The sequence below is a fragment of the Desulfoscipio gibsoniae DSM 7213 genome (assembly GCF_000233715.2).
In the GTDB taxonomy this organism is placed as follows: Bacteria; Bacillota; Desulfotomaculia; order Desulfotomaculales; family Desulfallaceae; genus Sporotomaculum; species Sporotomaculum gibsoniae.
On the sequence record NC_021184.1, the window covers coordinates 3,034,071 to 3,049,048 of the forward strand.

13 protein-coding genes and 1 pseudogene are annotated in these 14,978 nt (G+C 47.5%); 7 read left to right on the plus strand and 7 right to left on the minus strand.

Features of this window, described 5'->3' with window-relative positions; translation table 11 throughout:
- Positions 1 to 31: 31 nt before the first annotated feature.
- The 5 genes and pseudogenes from ahbA to resB form a co-directional block, all read right to left on the minus strand.
- Positions 32 to 484 carry a siroheme decarboxylase subunit alpha gene (gene ahbA / locus DESGI_RS14195; protein ID WP_006520777.1) on the minus strand — a complete coding sequence of 151 codons (453 nt, stop codon included), beginning with the start codon at positions 482 to 484 and terminating at the stop codon, positions 32 to 34.
- Between the two features lie 175 nt (positions 485 to 659).
- Complete coding sequence (gene nirJ1 / locus DESGI_RS14200) at positions 660 to 1,829, minus strand: putative heme d1 biosynthesis radical SAM protein NirJ1 (protein ID WP_006520776.1); 1,170 nt, start codon at positions 1,827 to 1,829, stop codon at positions 660 to 662.
- A 61-nt stretch (positions 1,830 to 1,890) separates the two neighbouring features.
- A pseudogene (locus tag DESGI_RS26155) lies at positions 1,891 to 2,019 on the minus strand (hypothetical protein); the annotation flags it as partial.
- Between the two features lie 193 nt (positions 2,020 to 2,212).
- Positions 2,213 to 3,040, minus strand: coding sequence for a c-type cytochrome biogenesis protein CcsB (gene ccsB / locus DESGI_RS14205; RefSeq protein ID WP_006520774.1), 828 nt, complete (start codon positions 3,038 to 3,040; stop codon positions 2,213 to 2,215).
- On the minus strand, positions 3,018 to 4,370 hold the full coding sequence (gene resB / locus DESGI_RS14210; RefSeq protein ID WP_207638331.1) for a cytochrome c biogenesis protein ResB: 1,353 nt from the start codon (positions 4,368 to 4,370) through the stop codon (positions 3,018 to 3,020). Before resB ends, ccsB begins: the two co-directional genes overlap by 23 nt.
- Positions 4,371 to 5,068: 698 nt before the next feature.
- Between resB and nrfH the strand changes: the two genes are divergently transcribed.
- The 7 genes from nrfH to DESGI_RS14240 all read left to right on the plus strand — a co-directional run bounded on the left by nrfH (position 5,069) and on the right by DESGI_RS14240 (position 12,497).
- Positions 5,069 to 5,623, plus strand: a complete 555-nt coding sequence (gene nrfH, locus DESGI_RS14215; protein ID WP_435050868.1) for a cytochrome c nitrite reductase small subunit — start codon at positions 5,069 to 5,071, stop codon at positions 5,621 to 5,623.
- A 73-nt stretch (positions 5,624 to 5,696) separates the two neighbouring features.
- Complete coding sequence (locus DESGI_RS14220; protein ID WP_006520771.1) at positions 5,697 to 7,106, plus strand: ammonia-forming cytochrome c nitrite reductase subunit c552; 1,410 nt, start codon at positions 5,697 to 5,699, stop codon at positions 7,104 to 7,106.
- A gap of 553 nt (positions 7,107 to 7,659) precedes the next feature.
- Positions 7,660 to 9,435, plus strand: coding sequence for an ATP-binding protein (locus DESGI_RS14225; RefSeq protein ID WP_006520770.1), 1,776 nt, complete (start codon positions 7,660 to 7,662; stop codon positions 9,433 to 9,435).
- Between the two features lie 15 nt (positions 9,436 to 9,450).
- Positions 9,451 to 10,143, plus strand: a complete 693-nt coding sequence (locus DESGI_RS14230; protein ID WP_006520769.1) for a response regulator transcription factor — start codon at positions 9,451 to 9,453, stop codon at positions 10,141 to 10,143.
- Positions 10,144 to 10,321: 178 nt separating this feature from the next.
- Positions 10,322 to 11,371 carry a GNAT family N-acetyltransferase gene (locus DESGI_RS14235; protein WP_006520768.1) on the plus strand — a complete coding sequence of 350 codons (1,050 nt, stop codon included), beginning with the start codon at positions 10,322 to 10,324 and terminating at the stop codon, positions 11,369 to 11,371.
- A 641-nt stretch (positions 11,372 to 12,012) separates the two neighbouring features.
- Positions 12,013 to 12,135 carry a hypothetical protein gene (locus DESGI_RS26160; RefSeq protein ID WP_006520767.1) on the plus strand — a complete coding sequence of 41 codons (123 nt, stop codon included), beginning with the start codon at positions 12,013 to 12,015 and terminating at the stop codon, positions 12,133 to 12,135.
- A gap of 137 nt (positions 12,136 to 12,272) precedes the next feature.
- Positions 12,273 to 12,497, plus strand: coding sequence for a hypothetical protein (locus DESGI_RS14240; RefSeq protein WP_006520766.1), 225 nt, complete (start codon positions 12,273 to 12,275; stop codon positions 12,495 to 12,497).
- A 377-nt stretch (positions 12,498 to 12,874) separates the two neighbouring features.
- Here DESGI_RS14240 and DESGI_RS14245 read toward each other — a convergent pair whose 3' ends face one another.
- Together DESGI_RS14245 and DESGI_RS14250 are read right to left on the minus strand one after the other, a co-directional pair.
- Positions 12,875 to 13,510 carry an HAD-IA family hydrolase gene (locus tag DESGI_RS14245; RefSeq protein WP_006520765.1) on the minus strand — a complete coding sequence of 212 codons (636 nt, stop codon included), beginning with the start codon at positions 13,508 to 13,510 and terminating at the stop codon, positions 12,875 to 12,877.
- A gap of 155 nt (positions 13,511 to 13,665) precedes the next feature.
- Positions 13,666 to 14,958: a condensation domain-containing protein gene (locus DESGI_RS14250; protein ID WP_006520764.1), complete on the minus strand. Its 1,293-nt coding sequence runs from the start codon at positions 14,956 to 14,958 to the stop codon at positions 13,666 to 13,668.
- Positions 14,959 to 14,978: the final 20 nt, after the last annotated feature.

A 14,978-nucleotide genomic window follows, 5' to 3' on the forward strand; every position in this document is an offset into this window, starting at 1 on the left:
ACCCAAATTTTACCGATTTTCAAACACATTGTCAAAGGTTGAAGTTCACCCGTACCTTGAACAGGTTTACCGCTGGTAGATTTAAAATTTGGGTGATGCCGGTCTTCTGCCTAATCTCGGTCAGCAATTCATCCAGCTTGTTTTCCGATTCCGCCAGCATGGTGAACCACATGTTATATTCATGGTTGCGCAGGTAGTTGTGGGTTACACCGTGGTACTCGTTGATGATACCTGCTACCCTTTCGATATCCTCATGAGGTACCCGCAGAGCGCACAGGGTTCCGGTGTAGCCCAGCTTGCGGGAGTTGAACAGCCCCCCCAAACGGCGGATTAAGCCCTCCTCCTGCATGCGTCCAATGCGTTCCAGCACTTCCCCTTCTGAAATGCCCACGGATTCTGCGACCTGCAGGTAAGGCCTTTCCATAAGCGGGAAATCCGATTGGATGACCTGCAGTATTTTTCTGTCGATCCGGTCCAGGTTCATTGTGTCTTAACCCTTTCTTTCCCGGTACAGGCACCAGGGTTCTTCAGCCATATAATCTTGATGGTAGAAATAAGCCCTGGCCCGGCAGCCGCCACAAATCTTTCAGTCCAAGGTCCAAGTCCAAGATTAAAAGGTCACATAAAAGGACTTTCGACTTTTGACCTTCGACTATTTTTTACTTTATCTCTTCGCCGGTCAGGTAGCAGGCGGGGTCTGAAGCCCAGAAATCGCCGTATACCGCTTCCGCCCGGGCCCGGAAATTTCCGTTGCACACGGCCAGCCAGCGACAGGCGGCGCAGCGCCCCGTAAGCAAGGGCTTGCGGTTTTTCAACCCGCGCAGCACGGGATGGCCGGTATCCTGCCAGATCTCGGCGAACGGCCTCTCCCGTACGCTGCCCAGCACGTGATTGCGGGTGAACTGGTCGGGATGTACGTTGCCGGCCCAGTCCACCGCCCCGATGGCCACCCCGGAGCGATTACCCCCGTTCATCAGGAGCAACTCGCGCACCCGCTCGGCCCTCTCGGGGTCTGAACGCAGCAGTGAAAGGTAAATATAGACTCCGTCGGCGTGGTTATCCACAGTGAGGATTTCCTTGTTCAGACCTCGGAGGTAAAAATCCCTGGTTTTTTCAATGATCAAGTTCATGGCGGCGCGGGTCTCCTCGTGGGAGATATCCTCGTCGCGCATTTTGCTGCCCCGGCCGCTGTAAACCAAGTGGTAAAAGCAAATCCGGGGGATGTCTTCTTCTTCGATTAACTTAAAAATGTCCGGTAGTTGGTCGTAGTTATGCCGGTTGATGGTAAAGCGCAGTCCCACTCGCTGGTCAATGGCCCGGCAGGCGCGGATCCCTTCCAGGGCGGCGTCGAACGCGCCCTGGCGGCCCCGGAACCGGTCGTTTTCGGAACCGATGCCGTCCAGGCTGACGCCCACGTAACCGATGCCCAGGCATTTGATGTCCCGGGCCACATCCCGGGTGATTAACGTGCCGTTGGTGGATAAAGTGGCCCGGATGCCCTTGCCCCTGGCATACCCCGCCAGGTTAAAAAAATCTTCCCTGATCAAGGGCTCGCCGCCGGAAAAAAGGAGCACCGGCACATTAAAATCCACCAGCCCGTCAATGAAATGTTTCGCCTCTTTGGTGGTCAACTGGCCGGGGTCCACCCGCTCGTCGGAACCGGCGTAGCAGTGCAGGCAGCGCAGGTTACAGGTACGGGTCATATTCCATACCACCACCGGACCGTGTCCCGCAGTGGTGCCGTGTCGTTGGACGCCCGAGTCCGCTTTGTAACGGAGCGAGTCGCCGTAAAACTTGGCTCCGCAGAGCAATCTGCTAACGCTGATCATGTTAATTCTCCTTGCTGTATTCTAAGATGGCCTTTAGTAGGCCGTCGATGGTGTATTCCTATGCCCGCTTTTTTTCTATTAAATTATTGTCTACCACGTTTTGCAGGGCATCGATATCGTACAGGGAAACACCGGGCACCAGGCGCACATCGGGCTCGATGTCCCTGGGCACAGCAATGTCGATCATTATAGAACTTGCCTCCCAGCAGGCAGAAGTTGGGGGGCGCAGGCGCTTACCCCGGCGCTTACCTTATCGGGCACCCCGGTAAATGTTTCCTGCAGCGGGATGCCCAAAACTTATTCGATGGAGTGGCGCAAATTTGCTGTTCTGGTTCTCCCCTGTTCACGGCACTTAAAAACCCGCGGATTCAGGGACCCTTTATTCAAACGTAGCTGTGCAGACCTGATAACAGCAGATTAACTCCAAAATACGTAAAAAGAACCGCTAGAAATCCAGTGATTGACATCCAGGCTACCCGGTGGCCCTTCCAACCATAGGTATACCGGGCATGGAGATATACGGCGTAAATGATCCAGGTGATGAGCGCCCAAACCTCCTTTGGATCCCAGCTCCAGTAAGCGCCCCAGGCACGCTCGGCCCATATGGCCCCGGTGATGAGAACCAGGGTCATAAAAGGAAAGGCAAAGGCTATGGCTCCGTAGTTCAGATCATCCAGCACCTTCAGACCGGGTAACAGTTGAGCAACGCCACCCGGGGCTTTACCTGAAGCCTCCTTTTTCTCCCTGATCAGATACATCACTGCAACCCCGAAGGAAACGCCGAAACCACCATAGGCCAAGATGGCAGTTATAACATGAATTTGCAGCCAGTAACTTTGTAACGCCGGCATCAGCGGCGTAATTTCCTTTGGGAGAACGGAGGCATAGCCGATTAAAACAAAGATCAGTGGCGTAATAAAGGCACCCAAAGCTTTAACGGCATAACGGCGTTCGATAAACAAGAAGACCAAAGCAATACCCCAGGCAAAGAGAGAAGTGAATTCGTACATATTGCTGAAAGGCAACCGCCCGGCGCAGGCAGTGCGAACAATCATGGCCGCGGTCTGGATAGCAAAAGCCAGCGCGGTTACCCAAAAGGCCGGTCCGGTTTTTTCCCGTCGCTGGATGGTGTAAACGAAATAAAGAACCATAGCAACCAGGTATAATACTACAGCCAAACCCAAGAGATTATTTTCTAATTGACTGATCATTTTTTTCACCTCGCTGCAGCTCTTCCAATAATTCTTGAATCTCCTCCGTAAGGCGGGCCGGAAAACGGTGAGCGGCTCCGGCTATCAAGACCCGGCAACCTCCGGGGTCAGGAGTGACCATGGCCCAGATACGCCGCGGAAAGACATAGAAGCTTAATAAAAGTCCCAGCACCATCAGGGCGGAGCCCGTATAGACGATGGGAATCCCCGGATCCCTGGCAATTTGCAAACCGGTGTACTGGCGGTAGCCGTTAAAGGTAACCGTTATGTTATCATTAACCTTTACCGGTTTGCCCAACTCGGCTACATCGTATTTCAGGGCTTGGTGTCCCTGATAGAGGGCATAAACCACCCGTGGGTTTTGGGGCAGAGGACTGCGCGTTCTGGGATGACCCGTGGCGTCGCTGGTATAGTCAGGGTAAAAAAGGGTCGTAATACTCAAGTCATCCCCTACCGGGGCCGCTTCCCGGTCCAGTGAACTAAACCTGGTTTCTTTTCCCAGGTTGGTCAGCACGCCGTCTACGACCCACCCGTAGCTGGTCTGATAAAAGGTGACCCCTTGATAGGTTAACGGGTCGTTGACGGAGATAACCTTGTTCATTACCTCCTGATCGCCATGCATGACTTGCAAATCGCTGTAGTACTGCTTAGGCATGTAATCATCGTAATAGTCAATATGAAAATCATTTACCCGTACAGAAAACCCGGCTTTCTGGATAGCAAAGCTCTCACCTTCGGAGATATTGGCGTAGCTTTTAAATCCCGTCAGCCCGCCGTAAAGGGCACCGATCACAATTACCACCAGGCTCAGGTGAGTGATCAAAGAGCCAAAAGGCCCGAACCGTCCCCGGTCGGCATAGAAATAAAACCGGCCCTGCTTCTCTTCTAAGAATACGCGATAACGCCGCTGCCGGTAGCGCTGGAATAAACCATCGGCCGTTTCCCCGGCACTCTTGGGAGAGAAGGTCTTTCCTTTAATTGGAGCGCCGGAATAGGACTCCTCCTCGTAGCGGTACTGAAGAGTGGTGGCTTGACGCCAAAGGGGCAACAGGCGCTTCAGACTGCAGGCCAAAAGGCTTACAGTTAATAAAAAAACAAGGGTAAAAAACCACCAGGAATGGTATACGTCATGCAAATGAAATAACTGGATAAAATTTGCACGCAGGGGCCCGTAAGACTGGTTATAAAAGGCCGGCCCCTCCCCTTGCGGGACGACGGAGCCAAATACGGCCAGGCCGGCAATAATGAGCAGTAGAAATAGGTTCAGCCGCATGGAGGTAAGCCATTTCCATACTTGTTGAGGATAGGTTATATTGGTTGCTTCCGGCATTTTATTGCGCCGTACCCCTGCTTAAATGCAGAGACTAAATTCCGGGCAAGAAAGCAGTTACACAGGTTTGCCCGGGTGGGTGAAGGGGAAGGCGCTCCCTCCTTTCTAAAACTTAAAAGTTATCGTATTTTTGTCCAAATTCATGGTTAGCCAGTTATATTCCTTTTAAAAAATCAAACTGGATAAAAAAAAACTCCCGTTTAGATTCCCCCGACAGTCCCTCCCGGCCCCGGCATCGTTGAAATCCCCGTTCCGTAGGCACCTCCCTGCTTTCAATAATTTATAGTTCTGCATGTACAACAATAACAAACTATTCTTAACTAAAAATAAATAAATTATTAATCAATTATTTCATTCCTATATAAATAGTAACGCCAGCGTAAAAATACTGGTCTTTCAACCGGCCAGTTATATTTCTGTAATTTTTTATTTATTTCCCTGTAAGATTTCTCTGTTAAGCTTAAGTTAAGTAGTCGGTCGTCAGTGGTCAAAATAGGTTGAATATTCGGTGGACATTCTTAAAAGACCCGAACGACCGAAGACTGGTGCAAGACAACCAAATAGCCAGGGCGAAGGATTAAAGTACATATAAGCGCGCGCTAAGGAAACTGAGCAAAGCGCGCTTTGTTATATATAGCACACCTTTGCGGCCGTATCTGTTGAACTTGACCTTGAGGCGGAGGTTCCGGGGAAAGGAGGTGGATATATTGAAAGAAAGCCTTCAAGATGCTGAAGCCGGGAGTGACATGGCGTATGATGCAGAAACAAAGGGAACTGGTGGTAAGGATAACAAAAAACAGCCTCCGGCCGGCAAGGGCTGGTTTGAGCGCTGGCGACCACGTCTTCCTTTTTTACTGGGGGGACTGCTGGTACTGGCTGTGCTATCCGTTTGGGGAGCAAAGGTCACGTTAGCCAAAACGGACAGCCCTGAGTATTGCCTCAGCTGTCACGTTATGGAGAATCACTATGAAAGTTGGTTCCACTCAGCCCATCATATGGCGGCGACCTGCAGTGACTGCCATGTCCCACATCAAAACACGGCAACCAAGTTAGTAGCCAAGGGGATCGACGGTATGCGGGACGCATACTACTTTTACACCAACCAGGTACCGGACCCCATCCAGCTCAGTGACCGCGGCAGTAAGATCGTGCGCGAAAACTGTCTGAGGTGTCATGGCAACCTAATGGAAGAAGTAGAAAATGAAGACAGGGATTGTTGGGAATGCCACCGTTCAGTGCCCCATGGTTACTAATGTTCGCTGTTAAAAGGAAGCGTCGATTCCCGGCAGCTTATTTTTTAACGTTTAACGAAGGAGGGAGTTTTTCTTGAAAAGATACTGGTGGGTCTGGATACTGGCCCTTTTTACTCTGGCATTAGCCAGCTGTGCCCCACCAAAAGCTGAGCGCGTAGAAACAGTTTCCATTCCCCCCGGGGAAATTGACCCTGCCGTCTGGGGCAAGGTTTATCCCCATGAATATGACAGCTTTATGAAAACGCAGGAAGGGGGCCTGGGACAGAGCAAGTATAATGGTTCTGAGCCCAGGGATAAATTAAGCAAGTTCCCCTATCAACTGGTGCTGCTGGACGGTTGGGGTTTCGGCGTTGAATTCAATGAACCCCGCGGTCACGTGAACATGCTCTCGGACCAGCTGGACATTGGCCCGTCCCGGCGCAAGTCGGGAGGAGTTTGCTTGACCTGCAAAACACCTTACGCGTCGCAATTGAAGGACGAGATGGGGGTGGATTACTACAAGCTTCCTTATGATGAGGTACACGCCCAGATTCCGGAGGAGCACGCTGAACAAGGATTATCCTGCATCGACTGCCACGACCCTGAAACCATGGATCTGGAGATTAGTCGTTGGTTCTTAAACGATGCTCTGGAAGTCATCGGCAAGGATCCTGATAACTTGACCAGACAGGAAAAACGGAGCCTGGTTTGCGCCCAGTGTCATAATACTTACAGTATTGTCAAGGATGAAGACATGAAATCGGTCGGGATATACCTGCCCTGGCAGAATTCTGAGTGGGGTAATATTACCATTGAAAACATTGAAGCCCAATACGAAGCCGACCCATCCGTCCTGGAGTGGACGAATGCCCCCACCGGCATTAAGCTGGCCCAGGCTCGCCATCCGGAATTTGAACTTTATTCCAACGACAGTATTCACTGGAATTCAGGTGTATCCTGTGCGGATTGTCATATGCCTTACGAGCGGGCCGGAAGCAGCAAAATCTCTTCCCATCATGTACAAAGCCCGCTTAAAGATGACATGAAAGCCTGTCTCCAATGCCACAACCAGGAACCGGAGTGGCTGCGGGAGCAGGTAATAGGCATCCAGGACCGCACCAATAACATGGCTACCCGGGCCGGCAATCAGGCTGCTCAAGCTGCCAAAGCTATCGAACTGGCTAACGAAACCGCTAATATTGACCAGCAACTGTTAAATGATGCCAAAGAGTTTTACAAAAAGGCTTACTACCGGATAGACTTCGTGACCGCGGAAAACAGCATGGGTTTCCATAACCCACCGGAAGCCCTGCGCGTTTTGGGCGACTCACTATTTTACGCCGACCAGTCCCTGGCAAAGGCACGGGAGGCTTTGATCAAGGCCGGTGTATCGATACCTGACAAATTTGACCTTGAGCTCGAAAAGTATGACAAACGGGGAAGTAACGAAGTTCCTTATGACCCGGAACTGAACATGGAATTTACCTTTGACGGAACAAAGTAAACACGCGAAAAAAAATGGCCGTTTTTCCACAGCCCCCAAGAAACAGGCGCTGGTGAAAAACGGCCATTTTTTTGTCATTTTGAAAGGAGTACAAGATGGCCTGTAAACGGCCGCCCTTTCTTGATCTGGAATAACCAGCGGGTTCCACCGTGGTGGAACCCTTCCCAGTGTTGGGGACATTTTGTAAATCTTAACGCTCATAAGCCATTTTTGCCGCAGGAATTGCGGTTATTGCGGTAGAGGTGTTTTTTTTATATTTTGACCATTAGTTGACGGGTTCATTTTTCCGAAGGAATTTGTAAATTTTAATTGAATTACTAGAAAGAATGGTTTAGCATGCTTCTCTAGAAGTCTGTGGTAAAATCAATATCTCTGGCAGTGTTTGGATTTCTCCAATTACTTTTTATCCGATAGCTTAGCGCCACTAATACTCCCGCTTCAAATAAGGAAAGGGGACACACCTCTTCGAGGAATGTCCCCAACTGATGGGTTAAAACCCCACCTGAATCAAGAATCTGTTTATCGCTGCACCTGGCAAAATCGAGGTGTTTTTATGAACCGGGATCTGCTCGGCTTCCAGCGGCTTTTTGCCTTGCTTAAAGTCCGGCTCAAGACCTTGGCCGGCCTTTTACGGGCGGGCAAAGCTGCCGGACAGAGCTTTATCAACGGTCTGTCTCTCAGCACCCGGCTTCTTTGGGGCATGAGTATCGTCATTGTTGCCTTTACTACCCTCAGCGTGGCCTGGGACATTTATGACATCCGCCGGGAGGCTGAAACAGAGATGCTTCATCGTTCCCGGGTGGTTGCCCAGGAATTAATCTCACTACGGGCTGTAATCGCTCTTAACCAGGAGAAAATCAATACTGACCCCGTGACCGGGAATGTTATGTTCAAACACTTAAACCCTGCTTCTGTCGGACGCCAGGTGGCTGAAATATTTAATGAGACTACGAGTTTCTCCCTTAAGCAAACGCGGCTTGGCGCAAGAAATCCGGTTAACCAGCCCGATTTCATCGAAACCAAAATGTTGAACCAGTTAGCGGACGACCCCGGAATATCCGAGGTATGGCAGGAAGAATCCCTGGAAGGACGCTGGTACTTCCGTTATATGCTCCCGCTAAGAGCCGAAGAATCATGCCTGATCTGCCACGGTGAGCCGGCCGGCGAAATGGATATTGCCGGTTACCCCATGGAAGGACTTAAACTTGGGGATCTGGCCGGAGCCATCAGCCTGAGAATTCCTATGGACAGCTTTCAGGAAGCTTTACGGATGCGAATCTGGGGAAGAATAATCATTGCCATATTTTTTGTCATTATTACCCGGTGGATCAGTGCCCACCTGGCCAAACGGATGGTAGCCGGACCTTTGGGGAATCTGACCGCTATGGCCAGGCGCCTTGGAGAGGGAGACTGGGAAGCGGTTCGTTCTGTGGCCGGTACGGGTGAAATCAGGGTTTTGTCCCAGGTTTTCGAGCAGGTTGCCCGGCAGCTTAAGGAGTCCCATAATATTTTGGAGGAAAAGGTAAGGAAACGGACCATGGAACTTTCAAATGCCAATAAGGAATTGGAGCGGGCCAACCGTTTCAAATCCGATGTGCTGGCCAACGTCTCCCACGAATTGCGGACACCCCTTACTGCCGTCATTGCCTTTACCGAGATGCTCCAGGATCCGGCTACCGGTAAACTGAACAAGAAACAGCGGGAATACCTTGAGGACATCGCTGACAGCAGCAGGCAGCTTTTAATGGAAGTGACGGATTTATTGCAAATGGCCCGCCTGGAAGCGGGAAAACTGGAAATTTCCCCGGAACCGCTAGATCTGGTTGAGGTGATCGGCGAAAGTCTTTCCATGTTGGATCCTCTTGCCAGGAAGAAGAATATCAAAATTGTTTTTCCGTCCGAAACAGGTGAGTGGTGGGTCCTAGCCGACCGGGCCAAGGTCAGGCATATTCTGAATAACCTGGTGAACAACTCGATTAAGTTCACGCAAAAGGGTGGAAAAGTCGTTATTTCTGTGGAACGAAGTTGCGGCAGACATTGTCTTCCGCCTGACCTGCTACAAGAGGAATCCGGCGTCCCATCCGGTGAACAATTAGATTGCCTGTTGGTCGGCGTTGCCGACAACGGTATCGGTATTGCACCCGGGGATAAGCAGAACATTTTTGAAAAGTTTCATCAACTGGGCCAACCCGGACAGGGGGCGGGTTTGGGCCTGGCCCTGGTCAAAGAGCTGGTGTTGCTTCATGGGGGAAAGATCTGGGTGGAAAGTGTGCCCGGTTGCGGGAGTACCTTCTATTTTACACTTCCATTAAAAGAACAAATGCTGTAATTCGGAGGTGGGAAAATGCCCTACAAAATCCTGGTGGTTGAAGACGATCCCAAGATCCAGAAGATCATTGTTGATTCCCTACTCAAGGAGGGATATCTGGTTTCTGCCAGTTCCAACGGACGGGATGCGCTGCAGAAAGCTCAGTCTGAGTTTCCCGACCTGGTGATCCTTGATCTGCGTCTGCCTGAAATCGATGGTCTGGAGGTCTGTTTTCGTTTGCGCAAGACAAGATCGGTGCCGGTAATCATTGTTTCCGCCCGCGGTGAGGAGGCCGACAAGGTGGCCGGTTTCACCCTGGGGGCTGACGATTACATCACCAAGCCCTTTAGCCCTACTGAACTACTCTTGCGAGTTAAGGCAGTCATGCGCCGGGTACGGGAGCACACGGAAGGAATGGATCAGGACCGGGTTTCAGCACACGGTTTGGACATTGATCGCGTATGCCGTTCGGTAAAGTTAGAAGGGAAAACTGTGGAACTGACCGCAAGAGAATTTGATCTGCTCTGGATCCTGGCCACCCATCCCAATCGCGTTTTCAGTCGCGATCAGCTTCTTAACCTGGTTTGGAAGGATGAGTTCGAAGCTGATCCGGCCACCGTAACTGTTTTAATTCGCCGCCTGAGGCAGAAGCTGGAGAAAAAACCGGAAAATCCTGACATTATTAAAACGGTCTGGGGTGTTGGCTACAAATTCCAATCTTTTAGTTAAATAGGGTGAACTTGATTTCGCCATTCAGGACCTTCACATAATATTTGAGATTTCCCCAACATTTTCATAGCATGGCAGAAGCTAAGATTTTTGGACATGGCCCAGGTAACATTTATTAATTACTTTCGAGTAGTTAACGGCATAATATAAACCATTAACTGATTAATGGAGGTTTGATATGCAATATACTGTTACCAGGGTGAATAACCCCGCCGCCATGCAGGCGTTTATGCAGATACCCCGGATGGTTTACCAGGGCGGCAAAATACCGCCGGCCAATGCCGGCGGCACCAACTGGATGCGCTTTACGCCCCTGGCCAACCCGACCTTGCAGCATGTCAGGTTCGCCAACTTTGTGGCCCTGGAAGGCAATCAGCCCGTGGGGCGGATAACCGCCTCGTATGACCTGCTGAACCCCCGTCCTGAGGAAGGGTTTTGGGGTAGTTTCGAATGTGTTGAACGCCCGGAAGTGGCCAGGCTTCTACTGGACGCGGCTGCCGGGTGGCTGAACAAGCAGGGTAAGACCGTTATGATCGGCCCGGCCACTTTAAATACCAATCAACAGGTCGGCTTGTTAATTGAGGGTTTTGAGTATGAGCCACAGGCAGAGATACCATATAATCCACCGTATTACAAGGATCTGTTGGCTGAATCCGGATTGGAAAAGCTGCATGACCTGGAATGTTTTGAATGGCGCCTGCCCGACGAGTTACCACCAAAACTGCGGGACGCCACAGCGCCTCCCGGCCTTACGATCCGTCCGGTGAATTACCGGGCATTAAATAACGAGGCCGGGATTGTCATGGAAGTTCATAACAAGTCCATGTCCAGAATATGGGGTTTTATTCCCATGACCATCGAAGAAGCCAGTGGTTTTTTGCAAAGCTTGGCTGCCAGCGTTCCCCCGGATCTGTTTCTTATATTTGAGATGGGCGGCGAGCCGGCCGGCATGTTACTATCCATACCCATCAGGCGACCGAGTCCGGGTGGAAATGATGGGCTGGTTAGATTGGCTATCGGGGGCGTAGTGCCGAAATTCCAACACAGGGGTATACACTGGTATATTTTAAAGGAGACCTATGAGCGTTGCAGAAAACTTGGCTACACCAGCGGCGAGGCCTCGCAGGTTGCCGAAAGTAATGATGTGGTAAAAAGAAGAGTTATAAAACCCCTGTTTGGTGGTAAGGTGATCAAGTTATACCGTGTTTATAAGCGGGATATTGGTTAGACCAAGCATAAATAGTATCTTCGGATACAATTTTATTTAACCCCATACTCCGGTGGAAAGCAGAGCTGTTTAAGCAGGAACCTTAACGAGTATCTTGGATTTAGGTTTTATTGTAACACTTCTCTTTGATAATATGGAACAAATTATCAAGAGAGGAGGTTTAATAATGGGATATGGTGGTGGCGGTCTCCGTGGAAGCGGTATTCTGTTTCTTGTTCTGATACTGCTTGTCTTTGGCACAGGCTTCTTCGGTTTCCCTTTTTATAGCGCCGACAAATAATCAGGTAGAAAATACTTATGTGAATGAAATAGGAACCTACTCTTATTTGGTAGGTTCCTATTTCACATTGACATGGATGTCATCAGTAAAGCGTAAATGAATAAAAATTGATATTGCTTTTTCCCGGGCAAAATTTATTACTACATCTAACCCCGGCGAAGTGCACTCAAAGCTTTTGGTACACTGATGCAGTTAATATACCCTTAAAACCCCAGGAGTTAAACTTTTCATGCAAAATAGCTTCTATTTGATTTGAACTGGGGTCAGCCGTCAATTTATGGTAAACAATAGTTCAGGCTGTAACATATTTTCAACCAACTGAATAGTTTATTATTGAACAACAAAAAAAGGAGGGTTTTAAATGCCAGCTGGTGGTACTTTTTTTGACGGCAGCTTTATCCTGTTTCTGGTTCTGATTCTGCTTGTATTCGGCATGGGCTTCTTTGGCTTCGGATATGGCGGTATTTGTAGCACCGATAAGTAAAAAAAGAATAAACTAGGCCAGTAAGGTGTAAAAGCTAGAAACTCGTTCTTATAGACTGGGAATTGGGTTTCTAGCTTTTATTTCCGAACCTCTCATAATAATAGGAACAGAATAAAATGCAAGCGAGGTGAATTTAATTGAATCCCGTTTCCTTGTTTTTAGTTTTAAATATGCTATTACTTAGCTCAGACCCTCATGCAGATAAAAGACTGGAATTTACTCGCGAATTTATAGAACAGTTAAGGCACTCGGTATATTCTATTCAAGAAGGTGTTCAAGCTATGCATTCAGGTATGGAAAACTTTAGAACTATGATCATGCCACAATATGACCTACAAGATGATCAAAGAACTGAAACGTAGGATACCAAATAAAAAGAAGATTTGAGCGCTTTGGTTGATTATCAACGGCGGGAGCGTCGCTTCGGAGGTTTACAAAAGTAAAGAGGAAGACAATTTTGGGGCGAAATGTAACAAAGTTTAATGATATATGGTAACACTTTCCTAACTGGTTTCATATTATAAACTGGGACAAACAAAAACCTTAAAAAGGGGCATGTATTAATAGGTTACGGTGGTGGAGTATCTGTACCGGGCTATACAAACTTTGATGGTAGTTTCATTTTAATCTTGATCCTGATATTGCTGGTATTCGGCATGGGGTTCTTTGGATATGGTGGAGTATACAACAAGTAATTAGCATTTGCAGGCAGAAGCGCTCCGTAAGGAGCACTTCTGTTTTACTTTAATTTAAACGCGATTATATTAAAGATTTCCCGTGGATTTTTGGCTATAAAATCCGGATTTTCCCTGGTAAGTAGCTCTATAGAATCATAACCCCATGATACGGAAATAATTTTGATATTATTTTTTCTGCAAGCAACAATATCCCGGCACTCATCTCCAATATAGATAACATCTTTCCCATTAAGTTTATGTTTTCTTAAAAAAGCATTTAGCGCCTTGTCCTTGCCAAAATAGTTTCTTGAAGAATAAATACTGTCAAAGATATCTAAATTATTTTTTCTTAAAAATTTATTAATGTTATCAACTGAGTTAGAAGAAATGATACTAAGTTCAAAGCCTTTTTCTTTAAGTCCCCTAATCAGTTCCTTAACACCCATAAATACTTGTAAATGACTTGTAGATGCTTGATATTTTCGTCTTAATTCACTATAAATTATCGGGATTACATAAACAGGTACATGAATAGCTTTACATCTTTGCATAATAGATAAGGAGCGGAAATGTTCAAATTCTTTTTCTTTAATTTTACGAAATCCATATTTTTCAGCCAATTGATTTAATAATTCAACAGCTAAATATCTAGATTCAACAATTGTGCCGTCAAAATCGAAAACTACATGTTTTATCATTTATCACCCTTCTTTAAATTAAAGAATTTAATTAAGTTAGATTGCCTTGTTTTTTCTAAAAGTGTATGTGTTAGGAATCCACTCTTATTTAATGGGTTCCTATTTCATTTTGACATTTCAATACTGCTTAAATGGTATATACTATGATATGGGTCTCATGTAATAGCGTTACATAAATCTTGCAGCATTATATCAAGGAATTGCTCAACTTTATCCTGTGGTGTGCTGGGCTTATAATAACTTACGGTAAAGGTTAAATAGTTGTTATATTTACAAACTCCCAGCATAAATCCCGGAGCATATATGGCAGGGCTAACCTGATAAGCATCAACAACAGGTATTTTATCAAACCAAATGGTTGACTGACTGATACTCCCAACATTAGACAGTACGGGTGAACACTTACCGGTTTGCATCAGCCATTTTTTTATACCGCACACAAAATTAAGGTTTTGCTCATAGCTTAATAGCGATAAAAATCCAAAAAGAACAGCTACGTGTACACCGGGTAGTTTTCTTTTTATTTGGGTCGTTTCTGCAGAAACTCTCGCTAAGGTTTTCTCAAAAGACTCTCCGGGTACCCGAGCGATTCTGGCGGATACTGCGCTGGATAAATTATTGATCACATTAGCCTTAGCATCCCGCAAATAACGGCGTAAATCCACCGTGATTAAAATCTCCCTGGGCTTTCCGGGTGGTGGCTCCAGCATTTTAAACAGAGCCCTATAAAAAGCCGTTAGAATTAAATCATTCATAGAGGCTCCTCTTTTATGGGCATAGATGGAAAGTACTTCAACATATTTACCGGGTAACCTGCGGATAGCAATTAGTTGTTCCTCAGGTTTACAGGTGTTAAAAGGAAGGGCCCAAGTTGGCTGCAGGGGGGCATGTTGGGGTTCCCAGGCTTTTATCAAATTTACTATTCCCAGTTTCCTAAAAAGATAGTTCTGATCTTTTCTCCCTCCCATATTTAATCCTAGGTCATAATCTTGATCATTGCTAAGTTGAGTATATATTCCAGCCAAAATCTGTTGATATGCCTTGAGGCCACCACCGTCACAACAAGCATGGCTAATTTTGATACACAAAGTGTCGTTCTCTCTGGAACGGATTAGTTTTGCCTTAACTTGCTGTTCATGCTCATTGTTCAGCGGAGTCGTGAGAAACCTATTTATCGCTTTTTGCTTAACCCGGGCTTCCTCCAAGGAAAACCATTCAATGCTATCTAAATCGGTAAACCGCTGCCAGTAGGGGTGATGTTTTTTCTCGATAAAGCGACTGCCAAGAATTGGTTCGGCTTCTATAGAAATCCTTACGGCTTGTGCCAACCTATTTTCGTTCAATCTTCCCTTAAATTCCAGTACCGCCTGATTTTGCGGGTTTAAAAGTCTATTTCGCGCCGCATAAATAAGCCGATCTTGTACGTTGGCAGATAGTCTAACAGGCATATCTAATCACTCCCTTTAAA